Consider the following 22107-nt stretch of genomic DNA (forward strand, 5'->3'; position numbering starts at 1 on the left):
CCTCCTCGGATCCTGCTGGTCCCAGGCCACTCCGTGTCAGGTCAGTGAGCAGCCAGCTCCCAGTCCTGGCCGATGCCGGTGGACACGTCCAGGGGCACGGCCAATTCAACGGCATGTTCCATGGAATCCTTGACCAGTTTGGTGGCCTTGTCGGTCTCTCCGGGAGCTATTTCCACCAGCAGTTCATCGTGGATCTGCAGGGAGATGCGGCTCTTCAGCCCCTGGTCGGACAAGGCACGGCTGGCCTTGATCATGGCGATCTTCATGATGTCCGCAGCCGATCCCTGGATGGGCGCGTTGAGGGCGGCCCTCTCGGCAGCCTCGCGGGTGGGACGACGCTTGGAGCGCAGCCCAGGGAAGTAGCGCCTCCGGCCGAACATGGTCTCGGTGTAGCCCTTCTCCCGGGCATCGGCCACCAGGGACTCCAGGTACTCATGGACCTTACCGAAGGTGGCGAAGTACTTGGCGCGCAGCACGTCAGCCGCAGCCGGGCTGATCTTGAGCTGCTGGGCCAGGCCGTAGGTGCTCAGACCATAGGCCAGGCCGTAGCTCATGGCCTTCACGTGGGAACGCTGGTCCCCGGTGACCTCCTCCATGGGGATGTCGTAGACCAGGCTGGCCACGTACCGATGGAAGTCGGCGCCCGACTTGAAGGCGTCGATCAGGGCCTGGTCCCCGGAAAGATGGGCCATGATCCGCAACTCCACCTGTGAGTAGTCCGAGGAGAGCAGCGCCTCATACCCGCTGCCGGGCACGAAGGCCGAACGAATCTCGCGGCCCCGGGCATCCCTGTTGGGGATGTTCTGCAGGTTGGGATCGACCGAGCTCAGCCGGCCAGTGGCGGCCACGGTCTGCTCGTAGGTGGTGTGCAGCCGCCCATCCCGGGGGTTGACGGCCTCTCGCAGGGTCTGCACGATCTGCTTGAGCTTGTTGGTCTCCCTGTGTTTGAGCAGGGCGCCCAGGAAGTCGTTGGCCCGCTCGTTGTTGACCGATTTGATGTAGAGGTCCTGCAGGACCGAAACGTTGGTCGAATAGGACCCGGTCTTGGTCCTGTGGGTGGGCACCAGGCCCATGTCATCGAAGAGCACCTTGCTCAGTTGCTTGGGGCTCTGCAGGTTGACACGACTGCCGGCCCTGTCCCAGGCGATTTCCTGAGCCTGGCGGGCCTCGGCGGCGAACCTGTCGTGCATCTCCTTGAGACGGGCATCATCCACCTTTGCGCCCTCGGTCTCCATCTGCGCCAGGACTGCGGAGGTGGGCAGCTCTATGGTGCGCAGCAGGCCGTACTGGTGGCGCTCGTCCATAAGCTCCTGCAGACGCTCGGAGACCATCATGACGTACTGCGCCTGGCGAAGAATCCGGGTCCCCCGCCGACGTTCGTCCTCATCCTCTCGCCCGTCCAGGGCCAGGGCCCCCTGTGTGGCCTCTGGCTCCTCCTCTACGGGGATGGCCAGGAAGTGGGCTACGGCCTGTTCCAGATTGTCGGCATGGAAATCAGGCTCAGCCAGATAGCCTGCCAACTTGGTGTCGAACAGGGGCAGGGGCATGTGCAGCCCCTGGCTTTCCAGGAAGTGCAGATGCTCCTTGTAGCCATGGACCACACAGGTCCCGATCCGCTGGTCGATCAGCTCCTGGATGGCCGCACGCATGTCTTCGTCAATGTCTTCCGCCATGAAGACCAGACCGTGGCCATCCATGGAGAGAATGGCCAGCTCCTCCAGGCCATAGTCGCCGTGCTTGGCCCAGCCGATGGCGTGGAGAACCCAGTGCTCCTTCATGGCCTCGCTGCAGCGCATGGCATTCTGGTCGGTATCGCCGATGTCCTTGACGTTACCCAGGGAATCGGCCATGGCCTTGACATGGTCCGCCGACTGTCGGCAAAGGGCCTTATCCGGCAGATGCTTCTCGCACCAGTCCCGCAGCTGGTCGGCCGACTCCGCCTTATCACGCTCGGGCTGGGTGAACTCCTCCTGCTTGTTGCTTACATCGACCAGTGCCGAGGCTGGAGAGTAATCATAATCGGCTACCGTGTTGAATCCGCGCAGGATTTTCTTACGGGTCTGCGGGCCGAACTGCAGCTGCTCGAAGATGGGCAGGACCTGATCCGTGTGGATGGTGCCGAAACGCAGATCCTCCACCTTCACGCCCAGATCCAGGTCGCGCACCAGGGCGTTGACCTTCCGGTTGAGCCGGACCTGGTCGGCGTTCTCCGCCAGGGCCTGGCCCTTCTTGCCGCCGATCTCGTCGGCGTGCTCCAGAATGGAATCCAGCGATCCGTACTTATTGACCCACTTGGCGGCATAACCGTCGCCCACGCCCGGTACACCAGGGATGTTGTCGGCTCCCTCGCCACGCATGGCGGCCAGATCCGGGTACTGCTGCGGGGTCACCTTGTAGCGATCCATGATGGCCTGGGGCGTCATGTGCTTGAGGTTCTTGAAGTGGTGGCCGGGGTAGAGCACCGTGATGTCGTCGTCCACCAGCTGGAAGGCATCCCTGTCCCCGGACAGGACCAGGGTCTTGAACCCAGCCTGCTCGCCCATGGTGGCCAGCGTCCCGATGATGTCGTCACCCTCGTAGCCCGGCTTTTCGATATAGGTGATGCCCAGACCCTTGAGCAGGTCCTGGATCAGGGGCAGCTGGCTCAGCAGTTCCTTTGGCGCGGCCTCACGGGTGCCCTTGTACTGGGGCAGCATGGCGTTGCGGAAGGTGCCGCCTTTGACGTCAAAGGCCACGCCCATATGAGTGGGCTTCTCCTTGGCCATGACATCCGCCAACATGGTGGCAAAGCCCCATACCGCGTTGGTGGGCTGCCCTGTCGAGGTGGTGAAACTCTCGACGGGAAGGGCATAGAAGGCCCGGAAGGCCAGCGAATGTCCATCGACGACCAACAGGGTGCGGTCGTCCTTGTCCTGCTTCTTCGTCTGGTCTTCCATAGGCGGGCTAACGGTCGTTCTGGTTGGCCACGTTGTTGATGACCACGTCGGCCACCTCCTGCATGGTCAGCCTACGGTCCATGGAGGTCTTCTGGATCCAGCGGAAGGCCTCGGACTCGGTCATCCCCATGTTCTCCATGAGCAGGCCCTTGGCCCGGTCCACCCGCTTGCGGGCCTCGAAACGGGCCTTCATGTCGGTGACCTCGTCCTTCAGGGCGTTGATCTGATCGAAGCGGGAAATGGCCACCTCAAGGGCCGGCAGCAGCTTTTCCGGAGCGAAGGGCTTGACCACATAGGCCATGGCTCCTGCATCAGCCGCCTTCTCGACCAGGCTCTGCTGGGAGAACGCCGTCAGCATAACCACCGGAGCCAGATTCTCCTTGCCGATCTCAGTGGCGGCGGTAATGCCGTCGGTGCCGGGCATCTTCACATCCATAACGACTACATCTGGCCTCAGCTCGCGAGTCAGATCAATGGCCTCCTGGCCGCTGGCCGCCTGGCCGACCACGTCATAGCCGGCATCCTCGAGAGCTTCGACGGTATCGAGCCTGATCAAAGCCTCATCCTCCGCCACAACCACGGTCCGCCCCTCGGGTGAATCGCTGCGGTTCTTACTCTCTGAAGCCACTTTCAACCTCGTTTCCTGAAAGTCCATCCGATCCTCACCGAAAGCCGATGAGGGACGGATGGGGTTCGCTTTATCGTGCCCCCGGTGAGACTCGAACTCACACTGCACGGATTTTGAGGCCGTTTCCTCTACCAATTGGGATACGGGGGCTTTTCATTACCACAGAGAATCTACCATACTTTGGCGACGACGCAAGGTTATTCGTGTTGAATCTGCCTTAGAATGAAGACAGTTATGTATACAGGCACATCAGCAGTCGAAGGAGAGCATGATGACCACTCATATCTATCGACGGTTCGATCCTTGGCGCACCTCCCCCGTCCAGGAGAAGGCCCGCAAGCAAATTATGGACAGCCACTACTTCAGCGTCGACAGGGTCACCTTTGAATCCAGCGACAGTCAGACCTTCGACCGCAGCATCGTCAGCGAGAAGCATGGGGATACCATCGCCGTCCTGGCCATCACCGACGACGGAAGGATACCCCTGGTCGAGCAGTACCGTCTGCCCACCCACCGTTGGACCCTTGAGCTGCCGGCCGGCCATCCGCTCAACGACAAGGAAGCCCCCATCGATGTAGCCACCAGACGACTGCGCGAGGAGGCCGGATACAAGGCCGCCTCCTTCAACCAGTTCGCCAGGTTCATCAACACCCCCAGCTTCTCCACGCAGCACACCACCCTCTTCTATGCCGAGGGCCTGACCCCGGTCCAGCCTGCCAGCCTGGCACCGGAGACCCCCCACCAGAATGTGCGACTCTTCACCGTGGACGAGGCCTACGACATGGTGATCGCAGGAACCATACTGGATGCAAAAACCACCATCGCCATCCTGCGGGCGAAAATCGGACTGTCGGACCTGCACTGATGCAGGAACCCCCGCACGACGAACCGGTGGCCTCTCCCCTACCTTGGCGGGCGGGGGAAAGACCACCGGTTTCTTGCTCTATCAGTACCGAATGAACCTGACGGCCACCCGCCTGGCTGACTCAGTCGACAGCCAGGCGGCATGCCGGAGAATCAGTCGTTGGCGCCAACCGTGTGCACGTAGATGCAGTCGGTGTTTCCTGGCTCATACTCGCCCTGGGCGCTGCTCAGCACCACCAGGCAGTCGCCGTCGGAGACCTTGCCCTGCTTCTTCAGGGTGGCGTCCACGAAGGCCATGAGGCCTGCACGGTTGAAGTCGTGGTAGTCCTGCTCGCACATGAAAGCCTCGGTGCCCCAGCTCAGGGCCAGCCAATGATAGGTGTGCTCATCGGTGGTCAGCGCATAGATGGGGGCGGCCGGACGCTCACGGGAGACGCGGTGCACGGTGTTGCCGGTCTGGGTAAAGGCCACGATGGCCTTGGCGTTGATCTTGTCGGCCAAATCCACAGCGGCGGAGGAGACGGCACCGGAGTTGGACATGTCCAGGTCGTGCATATCCGGGATGCGGTCGAACCCGTGGGTGGTGGCGTACTCGGAAATCCGGGCCATGGTGGAGACCGTGGTGTCGGGGTAGTCGCCCACGGCGGTCTCGTTGGAGGTCATGGTGGCGTCGGCGCCGTCAAGCACGGCGTTGGCGCAGTCGGAGGCCTCGGCACGGCTGGGGATGGGCGAATGAACCATGGAGCCCAGGACCTCGGTGGCGACGATGACCGGCTTGGCGTATTGACGGGCCAGCTCGATGCAACGCTTGGTCACCAGGGGGACCTGCTCGAAGGGCATCTCCACGGCCATGTCACCGCGGGCAACCATGATGCCGTCGAAGGCCTTGACGATCTCCTCCAGGTTCTCAACGGCCTGGGGCTTCTCGATCTTGGCCACGATGGGGATGCGGCGACCCTCCTCGTCCATGATCTCATGGGCGCGGTCGATGTCGGTGGCGAAGCGGACGAAGGACATGGCGATGATGTCGGCGCCGGTGCGGATACCCCAGCGCAGGTCCTCCTCATCCTTGGGGGTCAGTGCCGGCAGGCTCACGGCCACACCGGGCAGGTTGATGCCCTTGTGGGAGGAGACCGGGCCGGCCACGACCACCTTGGTGTGGACCTGGTTGCCCTCGACCTTGGTGACCTCCAGACGGACCTTGCCGTCATCGATCAGGATGGGATCGCCGGGGTGGCAGTCCCCGGGCAGGCCCTTGAAGGTGGTGGAGGTCATGTGCTCGTCACCCTCGACATCGTCGGTGGTGATGGTGAACTCCTGGCCCTCCTTGAGGATGACCTTGTCTTCGCCCTGCTCGTTCTTCTTGAACCAACCGCAACGAATCTTGGGACCCTGCAGATCGACCAGGGCCGCCACGTTGCGTCCGGTCTCCTTGCTGGCCTGACGCACGTTGTTGTAAACCTTGAGGTGATCTTCGGGGGTGCCATGGGACCGGTTGAGCCTGGCCACATCCATGCCGGCCTTGACCAGCTTGGTAATGTTCTCAAGCGACTCCGAAGCCGGCCCGATGGTATCGACGATCTTGGCTTTGCGCATATGCTACCTGCCTGTTCTTTTTCTTACTTACCGTTCCATTGTACAGACTCAGGCTGCTATGGACCAGTATTTCCCGTTAGCGCTAACAACCCTTGCGGCTCAAGGCTTCCCTTATTGCTTTGCTCCCTGGGGAGCAGCTGCAGAGGACATATGGCGGCTCTTGAGCACTGAAGCCAGGGCCGCGATGCCCACGGCCAAAACGATGACCAGCAGAGATGCCCAGGTCGGTATTTCCGGCACTGCTTCCAGGGGCCGCCCGCCGTTGATGAAGGGCAGCGTGTTGCCGTGCAGAGCCTCCATGATCAGCTTGACCCCGATGAAGGCCAGGACCACGGCCAGCCCCAGGGGCAGATACTCCAGCTTGTCCAGCAGGGATCCCAGCAGGAAGTAGAGCTGCTGAAGGCCCAACAGGGCGAAGACATTGGAGGTGAAGACGATGAAGGGGTCCTTGGTCAGTCCGAAGATGGCCGGAATGGAGTCAAAGGCGAACATGACATCGGTGGTGCCGATGGCCAGGAAGACCACCAGCATGGGCGTGAAGTAGCGCTTGCCCTCAAAGGTGGTCCGCAGGCGCTCACCGTCGTAGTGGCTGGTGATGGGGATGACCCGACGCAGGACCCTGATCAGCCCGTTCTCGTGGTACTCCTCCTGCTTGCCTCGGCTGGAGACCATGTTCCAGGCGGTGTAAAGCAGGAAGAAGCCGAAGATGAAGAAGACCCAGGTGAAGCGGGTGATCAGCGCCGTTCCGGCCAGGATGAAGACGCCGCGCAGCAGCAGCGCGATGGTGATGCCGACGCTGAGCACATAACGCTGAAGCCGCAGGGGCACGGCGAAATTGCCCATGATGATGACGAAGACAAAGAGGTTGTCGATGCTGAGCGAGTACTCGGTCAGCCAGCCCGAGTAGAACTCGATTGCCGGCTTGGATCCGGCCACCTTCCAGATCAGTGCCCCGAAAATCAAGGCCATGACCACGAAGAAGCCGATGTGCCTCACGCATTCGCCGGTCGAGGGCACATGCGGCCGCCGCCCGATCACCAGAAGATCAACTACGAAGAAAACGGCCAGCACAACCAGGCTCACAACCATGAACGGCAGAGGTGTCTCGGACATATCACCTGACTTTAGCGGCAAGATATGACGTGCTCATCTGCCCCTCCGCATGTCAGAACATCCTCACAGAGAGCGGTCAGCGGATCGGGCCTGTGATGCTCTCGCCTGGCATCACAGGCCCTAAGCATGGCCGGGGCAGGCCACTGGTCAAGAGCTCCGGACCAAGGAGCAAACTTACTTTTTGGCCTCGGTCATCTGTCTCAGCTCCTTCTTCAGATCCTTGATTTCGTCGCGTAGGCGGGCTGCGAGCTCGAACTGCAGCTGTTGCGCAGCCGTGTGCATCTGGTCGCTCAGCTGACGGATCAGGTCGGCGAGGTCCTGCGCCGGCAGACCGGCCTGGAGGATCTCCTGATGCCGCTTGTCGGCCTCCTCCTTGTCGTAGAGGGGCACGCCCAGGTGGGAGTTGCCGGCCTTGTTGGCATTGCGGTAGCCGCCCGCCAGCAGGGTCTGGGTGTCCACATCCTCCTTGGCCAGCATGTCGTTGACATCACTGATCTTCTTGATCAACGGCTTGGGGTCCACCCCGTGCTCCTTGTTATAGGCTATCTGCTTGGCACGGCGACGGTTGGTCTCGCTGATGGCCTTGTCCATGGAGTCGGTGACCTCGTCCGCGTACATGATGACCTTGCCGGACACGTTCCTGGCCGCACGGCCGATGGTCTGAATCAGGGAACGGTAGGAACGCAGGAAGCCCTCCTTGTCCGCATCCAGTATGGCCACCAGGGAGACCTCGGGCAGGTCCAGCCCCTCACGTAGGAGGTTGATGCCCACGATGACGTCGATCTTGCCCTCGCGCAATTCACGAAGGAGCTCCACCCGCCGCAGGGTGTCCACATCAGAGTGCAGGTATTCCACCTTGATGTCGCGCTCCATCAGGTAGTCGGTCAGGTCCTCGGCCATCTTCTTGGTCAGCGTGGTCACCAGGACCCGCTCGTGACGGGCCACCCTGGCCTTGATCTCGTCCAGGAGGTCGTCCACCTGGCCTTTGACAGGCCTCACCTCCACCTCGGGATCCAGCAGGCCGGTGGGCCGGATGACCTGCTCCACCACGCCGTCGGACAGGCCCATCTCATAGTCGCCCGGCGTTGCCGACAGGTAGACGGTCTGGCCCACCTTGTCCAGAAACTCAGGCCACTTCAGCGGACGGTTGTCCATGGCCGAGGGCAGACGGAAGCCGTGCTCGACCAGGGTCCGCTTACGGCTGGCATCCCCCTCGTACATGGCTCCGATCTGGGGGACGGTCACGTGGGATTCGTCGATGACCAGCAGGAAGTCGTCGGGGAAGAAGTCCAGCAGGGTATGGGGCGGCGTCCCGGGTTCGCGCCCGTCGAAGTGCCTGGAGTAGTTCTCCACTCCGGAGCAGGTGCCGATCTGGGTGAGCATCTCCAGGTCGTAGGTGGTGCGCATGGTCAGTCTCTGGGCCTCCAGCTCCTTGCCCTGCTTGCGCAGCTGGCCCACACGCCAGTCCAGCTCCTCCTTGATGGTCTTCAGCGCGCGCTCCATCCGCTCGGGACCGGCCACGTAGTGGGAGGCGGGGAAGATGTGCACGGAGCTCTCATGGGCGATCTCGTCCCCGGTCAGCGGGTGCAGGGTGGAGATGCGGTCGATCTCGTCCCCGAAGAATTCGATGCGGACGGCCAGCTCCTCATAGACGGGGATGATCTCGACCGTGTCGCCTCGCACGCGGAAGGTACCTCGGGTGAAGGCGATGTCGTTGCGCTTGTACTGCATGTCCACGAACTTGCGCAGCAGGTCGTCCCGGTTGATCCGGTCCCCCTCGTGCAGGAAGAGCATGCGCCCGGCGTACTCTTCGGGCGTGCCCAAGCCGTAGATACAGGAGACGGTGGCCACCACCACGCAGTCGCGCCTGGTCAGCAGGTTGGCAGTGGCGGCGTGACGGAGCCGCTCCACATCGTCGTTGATGTTGGAGTCCTTCTCGATATAGGTATCCGTCTGGGGAATGTAGGCCTCAGGCTGGTAATAGTCGTAGTAGGAGACGAAGTAGGAGACCGCATTGTCGGGCATGAGCTCGCGGAACTCGGCGCAGAGCTGGGCGGCCAGGGTCTTGTTGGGCTCCAGAATCAGGGTGGGCCGCTGCAGGCGCTCGATCAGCCAGGCCGTGGTCGCGGTCTTGCCGGTGCCGGTGGCGCCCATGAGCACCACGTCGTTCTCGCCGTTCTCGATCCGCGTGGCCAATTCCTCGATGGCCTCTGGTTGGTCGCCGGAGGGCTTGTAGGGAGACTTGACCACGAAGGGCTTATTGGTCCGCTCAATGTTGAACCCCATGAAACTCCCTTCCAGGATGCGTCATTCACCAAGGCCCGTCAGTCGCTGCGCGAGGATCCCTTGGCCAAGGCCTTTAACTCTTCATATATTCTATCAACAGACTCGAACATTTGTTCGATAGGCTGGGACCCGTCCACCAGCAGATCGGCCTGGGCGCGTCGCGAACTGCTGCTGGTCTGGGAACCGATGCGCTCAACAGCCTGGCTTCCAGTCATATGCCGCTGATTCACCATACGCGCAATCCTCACCTGGCTGGGGGCCTCCACCACCAGGACCCTGTCGAAATGAAACGGTATGGCTGATCCCACCTCGGTCAGCAGAGGCACCTCATGGACCACCACATCGGAACCGTCCAGCCAGGGCCGCTCGGCCTTGGCGGCCAGGTCATAGACCAGCGGATGGATGATGTCGTCCAAGTCCCTGCGATCCCGGTCGGCCGTCGGCCCGCCGAAGACCCGTGCCGCCAAGGCTGACCTGTCCACCCCACCGTGACCGTCCCCGCAGTCTGAACCGAAGCGCTCCAGGACCGGCCCCACGCCGGGCCCGCCCGGAGCGATGACCTCATGGGAGAGCCGGTCGTAGTCGATGACCCGGGCCCCGTCCTGAGCCAGCCGAGCCGCCACCGTGCTCTTGCCGGCCGCTATTCCGCCGGTCAATCCCACACGTATCATCCCGACCTCCCGCATATACCTTATGGCAGCGAATACAAATGGAGGGGCCCGACCGAGGCCGGACCCCTCCATTCACCGCTTAATGCTCACTTCTTTTCCTTGAGCAGCTGCTCGCGCAGGGCGGCCAGCTGGTCGTCGGAGGCCAAAGTGCCCTCGGAGCTGGACTCCGAGCTGTAGTTGGTGGTCTCCTCGGAGCTCTGACGGCGGGAGCGGGAGCCGGCGGCAGGCGCCTGGGAGGACCGGCTGTCCTCGGCGGCCGAAGCCTCGGCGTTCTCCAGCTCCTTGGCCACGAAGGCCTTGTGCTGCTCCCAGAGGTCGTGGGCGGCCGCATACTGGGACTCCCACTCCTCCCGCTGCTTCTCGTAGCCGGCGATCCACTCGTTGCTCTCGGGGTCGAAGCCCTCGGGGTACTTGTAGTTGCCCTCCTCGTCGTACTCGGCGGGCATGCCGTAGATGGCCGGATCGAAGTCCTCGGAAGTCGGGTCGACGGAGTCGTCGGCCTGCTTGAGGGACAGGGAGATACGGCGGCGATCCAGGTCGACGTCGATGACCTTGACGAAGATCTCCTCGCCCTGCTTGACCACGGTCTCGGGGTTCTCCACGTGGCGATTGGCCAGCTCGGAGATGTGGACCAGGCCCTCGATGCCGTCCTCGACGGAGACGAAGACACCGAACTGCACGATCTTGGTGACCTTGCCCTTGACGATCTGTCCGGGCACGTGGGTCCGGGCGAAGCGCTGCCAAGGATCTTCCTGGGTGGCCTTGAGGGACAGCGAGATGCGCTCGCGGTCCATGTCGACATCCAGCACCTCGACGGTGACCTTGTCGCCCACCTTGACGACCTCGCTGGGGTGATCGATGTGCTTCCAGGAGAGCTCGGAGACGTGGATCAGGCCGTCCACACCGCCCAGATCGACGAAGGCGCCGAAGTTGACGATGGAGCTGACCGTGCCCTCGCGGATCTGGCCCTTCTTGAGCTGGGCCATGAAGGTCTCGCGCACCTCGGACTGGGTCTCCTCCAGGTACTGGCGGCGGGAGAGGACCACGTTGTTGCGGTTCTTGTCCAGCTCCAGGATCTTGGCCTTGATCTTCTGCCCGATGTAGGGGGACAGGTCGCGTACGCGGCGCATCTCGACCAGGGATGCGGGCAGGAAGCCACGCAGGCCGATGTCGACGATGAGTCCGCCCTTGACGGCCTCGATGACGGTGCCCTCGACGACGCCGTCAGACTCCTTGATCTTCTCGATGTCGCCCCAGGCGCGCTCATACTGGGCACGCTTCTTGGACAGGATCAGGCGGCCTTCCTTGTCCTCCTTGGTGACGACCAGAGCCTCGATGGTGTCACCGACCTGGACCACATCGTCGGGATCGACATCCTTCTTGATGGAAAGCTCGCGGGAGGGAATCACGCCCTCGGTCTTGTAGCCGATGTCCAGCAGAACCTCGTCATGGTCGATCTTAACGACCGTCCCCTCGACCAGATCCCCATCGTCGAAGTTCTTGATGGTGGAATCGACTGCCTTGATGAAGTCTTCCTCGGACCCGATGTCATTGACCGCGACCTGGGGGACTTCCTTCTTGTTCTCTGCCATTAATTGAATTGTTTCTTGTATAGTTGGTGGATATTTTTCCGTATTGAGTTATGCGTTCCCGCCGGTGGGCGCGAACATTCTCCATGATAGGAGACACCACGGTCATTGTCGCCGGGGAGCCTCGGGCGTGTCGCAGGCAGGGATTCCGGCGGCCCGCTCAGCGGATTCGACCACGTTGACCAGGAGCATGGCCCGGGTCATGGGTCCCACCCCGCCGGGGTTGGGCGTATAGGCGGCTGCAGACAGCCTGGCGGCCGGATCGATGTCGCCCTTGACCCGCCAACGCCCCTCCTGCTGATCCCGGATTCGCGAGACGCCCACATCCACCAGGACGGCACCCTGGCGAACCTGGTCCGGGCCAACCAGCCCGGCCTGACCCACAGCTGCGATGATCACGTCAGCCCTGCGCAGGTGGGCATCGATATCCCTGGTGCGGGTATGGCAGAGGGTCACGGTGGCATCCACCCCACGGTTGGTCAGGAGCAGCCCGATGGTGCGGCCCACGGTCAATCCTCGGCCCAGCACGCAGACCTCCTTGCCGGCCAGGTCAATCCCGTGATGGTCCAGCAGATACAGGATCCCCCGCGGTGTGCAGGGCAGAGGGGTCCGCACCCGGCCGTCGGTATGCAGGACCAGCTGGCCCAGGTTGTATGGATGCATGCCGTCGGCGTCCTTGGCCGGATCGATATGATCGATGATTTCCGTGGTATCCACGCCCTCGGGCAGGGGCAGCTGGACGATGTAGCCGGTGCAGTCAGGGTCCTGGTTGAGCTGATCCACCGCAGCGAGAATCCGCTCCTTGCCGGCGTCGGCGGGCAGATCGATCCTGATCGACCGGATGCCCACCTGGCTGCAGTCACGATGCTTGCCCTCCACATACTTGAGCGAGCCAGGGTCCTCCCCCACCAGAATGGTCCCCAGGCCAGGAGTGCGTCCCATGGCCGTCAGCCTCGCCACGCGAGCGCGCAGGTCCTCCTTGAGTTCCGCAGCCGCCGCCTTGCCGTCCAGTTTCACTGCAGTCAATACATCTCCATCATCCAAGCGGGCGCAAACCCTTGTCGAAGCCGTCTGGGCCAGACTAGCGCAGATTCCTCCCCGACCGGAAGCATCGTCCAAGAGCCGGTACGGAAGACTTGGCGATGAAGTTGCGCGCTGTCCTCTCCCCAGCGATAATGAGAATCATGCTCAATAAGAGCAGGATCACCAATTGGAATGCCTGCGGGAAGGACGCCATGCACAAGGACACGGATAGAACATCCACGCAGGCCTGCATCGTCTTCGACCATGCCGCCATCCGGCGATCCGGGCGGCTGATCTGGTCGGAGGGGACCTTCACCATCCCCTCGGGAACCGTGACCGCCATCGTGGGCACCAACGGCACCGGCAAGACCAGCATGATGCAGGCCGAGCTGGGTCTGCTTCCCCTGGATGCCGGCAGTCTGCAGGTCCTGGGGCAGCCGGCCGGCCAGGCCAACGACCGCATCGGCTACGTACCCCAGAGCTACACCTCGGACATCGACTCCAACCTGACGGCCGAACAGTCCGTCCTGCTGGGGCTGACCGGCACCCGCTTCGGCATCCACCCCGTCACCCGGCAGGACCGCGAGCGCGCCAGAAAGGCCATGCGCTTCGTCGGCGTGGAGGACAGGGCCCACCTGCGCCTGTCCCAGCTCTCCGGTGGCCTGCGACAGCGGGTGGCCATCGCCCAGGCCCTGGTCTGCGATCCTGACCTGCTCATGCTGGACGAGCCCCTGGCCAATCTGGACCTGGCCGGGCAGCGAGCCACCGTCCACCTGCTGGCACAGCTCAACAGCCGTCTGGGCATGACCATCCAGGTGGTGGCCCACGACCTAAACATGCTGCTGCCTGTGCTGACCGGGGCGGTCTACCTGCTGGACGGGCATCCCCACTACGCCCGCATGGACGACGTGCTGGACTCGGACCTGCTCACCCACCTCTACGGCACCAAGGTGGAGGTGGTCACCACTCCCCAGGGGGACATGTTCGTGGCCCCCGACATGGACGAGCCGATCGGCCCCGTCCACAATCGCTACCAACCCAGCCAGGTGGCCCGCCTGCACAGGGCGGACCGGGAAAGGACCTCATGACCACGCCAGTCTTCGACCCACATTGGACGGAGATCCTCGCCGCCCCCTTCATGCGCAACGCCATGGTGGCCGGATTGTGCATCGCCGTGGCCGCCGGAGCCATGGGCTACTTCACCATCGCCAGACACTCCACCTTCGCCGCCCATGCCCTGGCCCACATCGGCCTGCCCGGCGCCACGGGGGCCGTCCTGCTGGGGCTGCCGGTCTCTGCCGGCATGGGGCTGTTCGCCCTGGGCGGGGCGCTGGTCATCGGAGCCCTGGGCAAGCGGGCCTCCCAGAGGGAGATCGCCACGGGCACGGTCCTGGCCTTCGCCACCGGTCTGGGGCTCTTCTTCGCCAGGATGTCCAGTTCGGCCTCCCAGCAGATGCAGGCCATCCTCTTCGGATCCATCCTGACCATCACCCGGGGCCAGGTCATCGGCTTCATAATCTTCGATGCAATCCTGCTGATCCTGCTGGCCCTGATCTACCGGCCCCTGCTCTTCAGCTCCCTGGATGAGCAGGTGGCCCAGGCCCGTGGCGTGCCCATCGGGCTGATGAACCTGACCTTCATGGCCATCATGGCGGGGGTCATCACCATCGCCGTGCCGGCGGTGGGGACCCTGCTCATCTTCGCCCTGGTCGTCACCCCGGCGGCCACGGCCAACATCCTGGTGGCCTCTCCCCTGCGGGCCATGCTCCTGTCGGGACTGATCTGCCTGGCTTCCATCTGGGGAGGTCTGGTGATTTCGGCCATGGTGCCAGCCCCTCCAAGCTTCGTCATCGTGACCCTGTCCACCCTCTTCTGGGCTCTGGCCAAGGGATGGGCCGCACTGCGCGCCTGATGCCGGTCAGCCCACCAGGGCGGCGGCCATGACGGCGATGCCCTCGTTGTGACCGGTAAAGCCCATGCCATCAGTGGTGGTTGCTGTCAGCCGAACCGGTGCACCAACAGCCTGGCTCATGGCCTGCTGGGCCAGGTGACGACGGGAGGCAATCCTGGGGCGCTGTCCGACGATGACCAGGGAGGCGTTGAGCAGCCTGCGACCGTGCCCATGCAGGCAGTCCACGGTCTTCTCCAGCATGGCCGCCCCATGCATGCCCGCTCCGGGGGCCTGTGATCCCAGGCCGAACAGGGTGCCGATGTCGCCCAGGTCGGCTGCTGACAGCATGGCATCGATCAGGGCATGGGCGGCCGCATCGCCGTCGGAATCGCCCAGTAGGCCAGGGGTTCCCTCATCCCAGGACAGGCAGGCCAGCCAGAGGGGACGCCCGCCGGTCGGGTCGAAGCGATGCGCGTCAAAGCCCAGTCCGACGCTTGGATGCCCCATGACCGGCCCCGGCCTCAGCGCTTGGCCTTGGTCTTGCCCTTGCCCTTGTTCTTGGCGGCCTCCTGGGCCACCCGTGCCAGGGTCTTGGAAGCCGGCTCCTTGGGAGACTTGGTATGGTGCTTGTCGTCGCCGGGCATAGGCTCCGCATAGCCCAGGTTGACATCCAGCAGACGCTGGGCCTCGTCCTCGTCCAGCTTCTCGGACAGGGCAATCTCGGAGGTCAGGATCTTGCGGGCCTTGATCAGCATCCGCTTCTCGCCCGCCGACAGCCCATGTTCGTCCACGTCACGCTGGGAGAGGTCGCGCACCACCTCGGCGATCTTGTTGACCTCGCCGGTGGCGATCTTCTCCACGTTCAGCTTGTAGCGGCGTGACCAGTTCATCTCCTTCTCCTCGACCACCGGGGTGCGCAGGATCTCGAAGACCTTGGCCACCGCCTTGGCGTCGACGATGTCCCTGACGCCCACCTTGGCCGCGTTCTCGACGGGGACGTTGATGACCAGCCCGTCAGAGGAGAGCACGGACAGCTGCAGGTACTTGCGGGTGACGCCCTTGACGGTCCGTTCGGTGATGGCATCCACCCTGGCGGCCCCATGACGCGGATAGACGACCATGTCACCGACCTTGTAACCCATATGTCCTCCAGAACGAGTCGATAAAATACCATACAATAATGTCATTGCGCATGGACTTGCCGATGGGGCTCGGAGGCGACGCGATTCTCTGCGAGCACACTTCCCCTGGAGGCTCTGAAGACTATTCTGGAAGAAACGACGGTGGTGGAACGAATGCCGGCAAGGCTCCACCCCGCATGACGAGCATCGTTTTGCGGATCAGTGATCGAAGACAGAGGTAGGCATGATCAAAAACACAAGCCGCTACACTACACCCAGCACCATCCTGGTGGTTGAGGATGAACCCACCCTGGCCACCGCCATCGCCCAGCGCATCACCGCCGAAGGGTGGACGGCACGGGTGGCCTCGGACGGTGCCAGCGCCGTGCAGGCCGCATCCCAGATCAAACCCGACCTGGTCATCATGGACATCATGCTGCCCATCATGGATGGACTGGAGGCCACCAAGCGGATCGTGGCCGAGCGGCCGGTGCCGGTGCTGATTCTGACCGCCCGGGACGACGAGGCCGACAAGGTGACCGGTCTGGGCGCCGGGGCCGACGACTACATGACCAAGCCCTTCTCCATGCGCGAGCTGATCGCCCGCTGCAAGGCCCTCCTGCGCCGGGTGGAGCGGGCCAAGGTCATCGCCAAGAACTCCGAGAACGAGAAGGTGCTGGACTTCGGATCCCTGGTCATCGACCCGGCCCAGCGCATCGTGACCCTGCGCGGGGAGCAGATCCACCTGACCCCCACCGAATTCGACCTGCTGGCCACGCTGGCCCGTCGGCCCAAGTCCGTGCTCACCCGCGAGAAGCTGCTGGAGGAGGTCTGGGACTGGGTGGATGCCTCGGGCACCAGGACGGTGGACTCCCACGTCAAGGCCCTGCGCCACAAGCTGGGTTCACAGATGATCCGCACCGTGCACGGAGTGGGCTACGCCTTCGAACCGCCCGAGGACCAGGAGCAGGAGAAAGATCAGCGGTAGCGACCGCGGATGTACGCCATGAACAAGGACGGCAGAAGCCGGCGCAAGGGGCCCGGTCTGAGTGCGCGGGTGGACCGCGAACGGCCCATCGGATCCTTCGCCTCACTGAAGGTGGAGCTGAGTGTCCTGATCATCATCTCCACAGCCATCGCCTTCGTCATGGCCTGGTTCCTGCTGAAGATGGGCTGGAGCGGCTGGATCGCCATGCCGCTGACCCTGGTGGTGGCCCTGGGGATCACCTACTTCTTTTCCCGAGGGCTCACCGCCCCCCTGCGGCAGATGCGGGATGCGGCCGAAGCCATGGCCGACGGGGACTACACGGTCCGGGTCCACGCCACCACGACCAGCCATGACGAGGTGGGGCTCCTGGCCCAGTCCTTCAACGAGATGGCCGAGGAGCTCCAGCATGCCGACCAGATGCGCCGGGACATGGTGGCCAATGTCAGCCACGAGCTGCGCACCCCCGTCTCGGCCCTGCAGGCCATGGTGGAGAACATGGCGGACGGGGTGACCGAGCCCACACCAGCCAACCTGGAGGGGATTCTGGAACAGACCCACCGGCTGTCCGACCTGATCGCCTTCCTGCTGGACCTGTCGCGGATGGAGGCCGGTGCCGCCAGCCTGCAGATCGAGGACTTCGACTTCGGGGATTTCATCGACGAGACCCTTCAGCCCCTGGCCATAGCCGATGCCGGGCACGCCCACGACATCCAGGTTGATCTGGAGAAGGGTCTGAGGATGGAGGGCGACCAGGACCGGCTGCGCCAGCTCTTCACCAACGTCATCAGCAATGCACTGAAGCACTCGGCCGACGGCACCACGGTGCTGATTCAGGCCCACGAGGACCGGCAGCGGGAGACCATAGTCACCAACGTGGTCAACTTCGGCTCGCAGATACCCCCCGAGGCCCGCACCGACATCTTCCGGCGCTTCGTCAAGGGCAAGGCCGGGCCGGGCACCGAGTCGGGAGGCACCGGGCTGGGGCTGTCCATCGCCCGCTGGGCGGCCCAGCTGCATGGGGGCCAGGTGCAGGTGGTGGACGATTCGCGTGGAGCGGACTTCGAGATCACCCTGCCCAGATATCACCGCGACCCCGACGAGGACGAGGGGGACGTGGACCGCTCCGGCGGGCCCGACGCGCCGCATTGACGGGGAGGCGCACTTCGGCTCATAATGAAATCGAACATTTGTTCGAATGTCATCGAGTTCGAGGTGTGCCATGGTCGCTACCATTCATGGGTCGCCGGATGCGGCCCCTGCTTCCCTGCCGGAGTGCCGGGTCGATGCCCTGAGCCTCTTCCGAGGACACCCCAGCCCTGTCCCCCAGGCCCTGGAGGCCGTCCACGCCGGCTTCCCCTCAGTGGCCCAGGACTACTTCAGCGGCGACTTCAGCTTCGACCAGAACGTCATCGTCCACCCCGACTCCACCTTCATCATCCATGTGGCCGGCGATTCCATGACCGGCGCCGGCATCTTCGATGGGGACCTGCTGGTGGTCGACCGCTCCCTGGAGCCGCGCGAGGGGGACATCGTCATCGCCATCCTGGACGACGAGCTGCTGGTCAAGCGGCTGGCCAGGCGCAATGGACGGACCATGCTACGGGCCGAGAACCCCGCCTACCCCGACTTCATGCCCCAGGAGGGCGAGGAGCTGGTCATCTGGGGGGTGGTCATCGGCAACTACCACTGGCAGCGGGTGGATACCAAGGGCGAACCCCGGAGCGGCTCTCCCCTGCCTCAGGTCACCTATCCCGGACGCAACCCGCACGGACATGGGCGCACGGGAAGTCAAGGCCGAAAACCCGTCTATCCTTCCACGGGCTGGGGGTCGGCATGAGCGCGCAGAGACCGGCCGATCCTGCTGCCAGGACCGCTCTGACAGGCCAGGTGGTCCTGGCCGACGCCAATTCTTTCTTCGCATCCTGCGAGGCCGTCTTCGACCCCTCCCTGGCTGACCGCCCGGTGGTCGTGCTATCCAACAACGACGGCTGCGTGGTGGCCCGCAACCGCCCGGCCAAGGCCCTGGGCATCACCAACGGCACACCCTGGTTCACCATTCGCGAACGGGCCCTGCAGGACGGGGTGGTGGCCCGCAGTTCCAACTATGAGCTCTACGCCAGCCTCTCCAGGCGCATGATGGCCATCATGGCCCATTTCCTGCCCAACCAGGAGGTCTACTCCATCGACGAGTGCTTCATGGACAGCATCTGGAACGACAAGCGCACCATTGAAATCTGCCGGGATCTGCGCGCCGCGGTCCTGCAATCCACCGGCATTCCCGTCAGCGTGGGGGTGGCGCCCACCAAAACCCTGGCCAAGGTGGCCAACCACTGGGCCAAGGACCATCCCTCGACCGAGGGGATCACCCTCTGGAGCCAGGTGGAGGCCCAGTATGGCGACCAGGCTCTGGCATCGGTGCCCGTCGACCAGGTCTGGGGGGTGGGCCGACGGCTGACCGGCAGGCTCATGGGCATGGGCATCACCACTGCCCTGGATCTGCGCGATGCCGATCCCTCCCTGATCCGGCACCGGTTCTCCGTCATGCTGCAACGCACCGTCCTGGAATTGAGAGGACGGCCCTGCATCGAACCCGAGACGGATGCCGCCAGGGGCGTGCGCACCGATCAGATTCTGTGCTCGCGCATGTTCTCCCATCCCGTCGAGGGCTACACCACCCTGGCCCAGGCCTTGAGCATCTACGCCCAGAAGGCCTGCCGCCGTCTGCGTCGGCAGCACGGCCTCTGCGGCAAAGTGCGGGTCTTCTGCTCCACCAGCCCCTATGCCCCCCAGCAGTTCTGCGCAGCCGGCCGGACTGTCGTCCTGGAGGATCCCAGCGACGATCCCCTGGTCATCGCCGGCGCAGCCAGCCGGGCGCTCAAGGGCCGGGTGGATCCGCACGCCCGCTGGATCCGGGCCGGGGTGGTTCTGCTGGACCTGACCGATGCCGACCGCTTCCACACACTGGAGGGCCTGGACGCAGCCCGGGACACCCATGGCCTGGGGGATGTCCTGGAGGATGCCACCCGTCGTTTCGGCCCCTTCCGGGTGGGCGTAGGCTACGGAGGCATCCGCGGCCAGGGCCGAGGCGACGAGGACACAGGAGCCGACTGGGCCATGAACCGGGGCATGCTCTCCCCCAGGTCCACCACCCGCTGGGACGAGATGGCCGTGGCCCAGGCCCGTTAGAGGTCCTCATGGCCTGGAGGAACGGCCGCCAGAGCCAAGGCAGCCACCGGCAGGGCGCCTGCGGCCTCCAGGGCACGGGCGCACTGACGGATGGTGGATCCCGTAGTGATGATGTCGTCCACCACCAGAACAGGATGACCGGCCAGCTGTGAGGGATCCGCAACCGCGATCCGGCCTGCCAGCCGACGAGAACGATTCCGGCGGCCGCCCGCCTGGACCGACTTGGTTCTCACGGAGTTCATGATCAGCGCTGGTTCCACCCGGGCGTCCAAACCCTGCCGCTGCAGAGCCTGGACCAGGGACAGAAGGATCGGCTGCAGATGAACCCTCCCCCGCCTGCGCAGGGAGGCAGCCGAGGAGGGGGCGGGAACCACCAGAATCGCCTTCGCAGGCTTGGACCGGAGCAGAGGATCAATCAGCCTGGACAGGGTCGGGGCCAGACCGGCCATGGCCTGGCCCAAGGGTCCATCCAAAGGCCTGTTGTCATGGTCCTTCCATGCCAGAATGATCCGCCGGACGGGTCCGCGATATGGAGCGCAGGCCAGGGCCAGACCAAGGGCATAGGCGGGCGCAGGTACCCACAGGGGTCGGAAGAGCAGGGATCTGCAACTGAGGCAGAGCAAGCAATCAGGACGGCCACAGCCGGCGCAGGCCCGAGGAGCCAGCAAATCCAGGACCGAGCCGGCCAAGGCCGAGACGACAGCGTAAGCGGCTTGTCGGAGCCGGCCGGATGCCAATGAAAGGTTGCGCATATGGCCCAGCCAACCCTCAAACATTGAGGATAGGCAAGCAGGGGAAGGCCATGTGCATGAACAGGCTAGCTGTTCACGGAAACACTGTTCACAGGCTCGTCCGTGGACAGGTTCAGCAGGTTCAGGCCAGGTCAGCCTCCAAGGCCCGGATCAGGTCCAGTGCATCAGCGGGATTATGCACACGCAGAGCCATGGCCCCGGCCAGAGCCGCCGGATAGTCGTTGCCGTCCGGATCCATCCGGTCGCCCACGAAGGCGATCTGGCCGACTTCCACGCCCAGTATCCTGGCCAGGGAGGTCATGGCATAGGCCTTGTCGATGCCCTTGGCTGAGATGTCCACGCTGGTGGAGCCGCCGGAGCGCACCTGCAGATGGGGCAGATCAGCAGCCACGGCCCGGGCCAGGGCATCCTTGCGGCTGTTGTCGGGATCCCAGGCTTCCTTGGCATCGACAGGAGCCTGCTGACCCAGGGCTGAGAAGGTTATCTGGCTGCCGCGATCCTCGATGCGCGGCCCCCAGACCTGCTCCTCCCAGTCGCCCAGCTGCTTGGCCCTGCGCTCAAGGCTGGCCTCGGCGGCCTGCCGGTCCTGGGCACTCAGGTCGTGGGCGTAGACGCAATTCCAGCTTCCGTCCTGCCAGCGGTAGTAGCGGGTGCCGCTGGTGGGCATCAGATGCAGCTGGTCGAAACGGGTGTCGTCGGGCAGGGCGTCCAGCACCTGGTCGCGGAACTGGCTGAACCGTCCGCCTGAGACGATGGCCACCGGCCGAAGCCGGGTCAGGGCGGCGAAATGGACGGCCATGGTCTGGTCCATGCGGGTCTTGGACAGCGCCAAGGTATTGTCCAGATCGAAGGCCAGCACCCGTGCCCGTGCGCAGATGAACCTTATGTCCTGGCTGCCCCACCAGGCCACGTCCACCGCACCGTCCTCCGCCATGATTGCTCCCATCCGCTTGTCGATCATCGCTCCATGCTACAAGACACCCTGAATCGAAACCGCCACAGACCTGAGGGGTTATGGTGAGTGTCATGATCAACGATCAGCCGCCTTGGGCCCGCACCGTTTACCGGGACAGTCATGGCCGAGGGATTCGTCGGCCCACCTTCGGCACACGCCTACCCCGCTATCGCACCAGATGCGGGATCTTCGACGATCTGACCGCGGCCCAGATCCGGCGGCTGGGCGCCGGCTGGCCTCAACTGGTCAAGCCCGTCCAATTCGCCGTCGAGGATGTGCCGCCCTCCGACCCGACCCCCTGGGAGGACCGGTCCGACCTCTTCTCACGCAGTTTTCCGGCGGGCCGCGGCATCCCCGCAAGAATCGTCCTCTACCGGATGCCCATCCAGAGCAAGACCCGGGACCGCACGGAGCTGGAGCTGATCATCCGTGACGAGCTGGTCCTGCAGCTGGCTGACCTTTACGGGCGCGACCCCGAGGAAATCGACCCCATGTGGGGACGCTGAGG

Annotated in this window: 20 protein-coding genes and 1 tRNA gene; 8 read left to right on the forward strand and 13 right to left on the reverse strand. The window is 64.0% G+C overall.

What is annotated here, in order from left to right:
* Positions 1 to 41 precede the first annotated feature (41 nt).
* The 3 genes from polA to JF70_RS04645 all read right to left on the reverse strand — a co-directional run bounded on the left by polA (position 42) and on the right by JF70_RS04645 (position 3714).
* Positions 42 to 2936, reverse strand: a complete 2895-nt coding sequence (gene polA, locus JF70_RS04635; RefSeq protein WP_045935464.1) for a DNA polymerase I — start codon at positions 2934 to 2936, stop codon at positions 42 to 44.
* Positions 2937 to 2943: 7 nt separating this feature from the next.
* Positions 2944 to 3591, reverse strand: coding sequence for an ANTAR domain-containing response regulator (locus JF70_RS04640; protein ID WP_110413020.1), 648 nt, complete (start codon positions 3589 to 3591; stop codon positions 2944 to 2946).
* Positions 3592 to 3640: 49 nt separating this feature from the next.
* A tRNA-Leu gene (locus tag JF70_RS04645) sits at positions 3641 to 3714 on the reverse strand.
* Between the two features lie 121 nt (positions 3715 to 3835).
* Here JF70_RS04645 and JF70_RS04650 point away from each other — a divergent pair.
* Positions 3836 to 4429, forward strand: coding sequence for an NUDIX domain-containing protein (locus JF70_RS04650; RefSeq protein WP_045936132.1), 594 nt, complete (start codon positions 3836 to 3838; stop codon positions 4427 to 4429).
* 152 nt (positions 4430 to 4581) lie between these two features.
* On the opposite strand, the gene pyk is transcribed toward JF70_RS04650, so the two are convergent.
* From pyk to JF70_RS04680, 6 genes are all read right to left on the reverse strand, one after another.
* A complete protein-coding gene (gene pyk / locus JF70_RS04655) occupies positions 4582 to 6024 on the reverse strand; it encodes a pyruvate kinase (protein WP_045935465.1) in 1443 nt (480 codons plus the stop codon).
* Between the two features lie 111 nt (positions 6025 to 6135).
* Positions 6136 to 7137 carry a TerC family protein gene (locus JF70_RS04660; RefSeq protein ID WP_045935466.1) on the reverse strand — a complete coding sequence of 334 codons (1002 nt, stop codon included), beginning with the start codon at positions 7135 to 7137 and terminating at the stop codon, positions 6136 to 6138.
* Between the two features lie 174 nt (positions 7138 to 7311).
* Positions 7312 to 9423: an excinuclease ABC subunit UvrB gene (gene uvrB / locus JF70_RS04665; protein ID WP_045935467.1), complete on the reverse strand. Its 2112-nt coding sequence runs from the start codon at positions 9421 to 9423 to the stop codon at positions 7312 to 7314.
* 38 nt (positions 9424 to 9461) lie between these two features.
* Entirely contained in the window at positions 9462 to 10109 is a 648-nt protein-coding gene (coaE, locus tag JF70_RS04670; RefSeq protein WP_231578855.1) for a dephospho-CoA kinase, read from the reverse strand.
* 71 nt (positions 10110 to 10180) lie between these two features.
* On the reverse strand, positions 10181 to 11686 hold the full coding sequence (rpsA, locus tag JF70_RS04675) for a 30S ribosomal protein S1 (protein WP_045935468.1): 1506 nt from the start codon (positions 11684 to 11686) through the stop codon (positions 10181 to 10183).
* Between the two features lie 102 nt (positions 11687 to 11788).
* A complete protein-coding gene (locus tag JF70_RS04680; RefSeq protein ID WP_045935469.1) occupies positions 11789 to 12709 on the reverse strand; it encodes a bifunctional methylenetetrahydrofolate dehydrogenase/methenyltetrahydrofolate cyclohydrolase in 921 nt (306 codons plus the stop codon).
* A 209-nt stretch (positions 12710 to 12918) separates the two neighbouring features.
* Here JF70_RS04680 and JF70_RS04685 point away from each other — a divergent pair, with 209 nt between their 5' ends.
* Both JF70_RS04685 and JF70_RS04690 read left to right on the forward strand, forming a co-directional pair.
* On the forward strand, positions 12919 to 13794 hold the full coding sequence (locus JF70_RS04685) for an ABC transporter ATP-binding protein (RefSeq protein ID WP_045936134.1): 876 nt from the start codon (positions 12919 to 12921) through the stop codon (positions 13792 to 13794).
* Positions 13791 to 14618, forward strand: coding sequence for a metal ABC transporter permease (locus JF70_RS04690; RefSeq protein ID WP_045935470.1), 828 nt, complete (start codon positions 13791 to 13793; stop codon positions 14616 to 14618). Before JF70_RS04685 ends, JF70_RS04690 begins: the two co-directional genes overlap by 4 nt.
* Positions 14619 to 14624: 6 nt before the next feature.
* Here the strand turns inward: JF70_RS04690 and JF70_RS04695 are convergent, their stop codons facing one another.
* Positions 14625 to 15104, reverse strand: a complete 480-nt coding sequence (locus JF70_RS04695; protein WP_045935471.1) for a 2-C-methyl-D-erythritol 2,4-cyclodiphosphate synthase — start codon at positions 15102 to 15104, stop codon at positions 14625 to 14627.
* 14 nt (positions 15105 to 15118) lie between these two features.
* Positions 15119 to 15739, reverse strand: a complete 621-nt coding sequence (locus JF70_RS04700) for a CarD family transcriptional regulator (protein ID WP_045935472.1) — start codon at positions 15737 to 15739, stop codon at positions 15119 to 15121.
* A 223-nt stretch (positions 15740 to 15962) separates the two neighbouring features.
* Between JF70_RS04700 and JF70_RS04705 the strand changes: the two genes are divergently transcribed.
* The 4 genes from JF70_RS04705 to JF70_RS04720 all read left to right on the forward strand — a co-directional run bounded on the left by JF70_RS04705 (position 15963) and on the right by JF70_RS04720 (position 19892).
* On the forward strand, positions 15963 to 16706 hold the full coding sequence (locus tag JF70_RS04705; RefSeq protein WP_045935473.1) for a response regulator transcription factor: 744 nt from the start codon (positions 15963 to 15965) through the stop codon (positions 16704 to 16706).
* A gap of 9 nt (positions 16707 to 16715) precedes the next feature.
* Positions 16716 to 17855, forward strand: a complete 1140-nt coding sequence (locus tag JF70_RS04710) for a sensor histidine kinase (protein ID WP_082069397.1) — start codon at positions 16716 to 16718, stop codon at positions 17853 to 17855.
* 70 nt (positions 17856 to 17925) lie between these two features.
* Positions 17926 to 18543 (forward strand): LexA family protein, encoded by a 618-nt coding sequence (locus JF70_RS04715; RefSeq protein WP_052690743.1) that lies wholly within the window; start codon positions 17926 to 17928, stop codon positions 18541 to 18543.
* The gene (locus tag JF70_RS04720) at positions 18540 to 19892 is read left to right on the forward strand and encodes a Y-family DNA polymerase (protein WP_045935474.1); all 1353 of its coding nucleotides are present in this window, start codon (positions 18540 to 18542) and stop codon (positions 19890 to 19892) included. Before JF70_RS04715 ends, JF70_RS04720 begins: the two co-directional genes overlap by 4 nt.
* On the opposite strand, the gene JF70_RS04725 is transcribed toward JF70_RS04720, so the two are convergent.
* Positions 19889 to 20668, reverse strand: coding sequence for a ComF family protein (locus JF70_RS04725; RefSeq protein WP_082069398.1), 780 nt, complete (start codon positions 20666 to 20668; stop codon positions 19889 to 19891). The genes JF70_RS04720 and JF70_RS04725 overlap by 4 nt on opposite strands.
* Positions 20669 to 20765: 97 nt before the next feature.
* Positions 20766 to 21605, reverse strand: a complete 840-nt coding sequence (locus tag JF70_RS04730) for an HAD-IIB family hydrolase (RefSeq protein WP_420804935.1) — start codon at positions 21603 to 21605, stop codon at positions 20766 to 20768.
* A 65-nt stretch (positions 21606 to 21670) separates the two neighbouring features.
* Here JF70_RS04730 and JF70_RS04735 point away from each other — a divergent pair, with 65 nt between their 5' ends.
* Positions 21671 to 22105: a metallopeptidase family protein gene (locus tag JF70_RS04735; RefSeq protein ID WP_029678500.1), complete on the forward strand. Its 435-nt coding sequence runs from the start codon at positions 21671 to 21673 to the stop codon at positions 22103 to 22105.
* The last annotated feature ends 2 nt before the right edge of the window (positions 22106 to 22107 follow it).

It is taken from the genome of Bifidobacterium mellis, assembly GCF_000967265.1.
Lineage (GTDB): Bacteria > Actinomycetota > Actinomycetes > Actinomycetales > Bifidobacteriaceae > Bombiscardovia > Bombiscardovia mellis.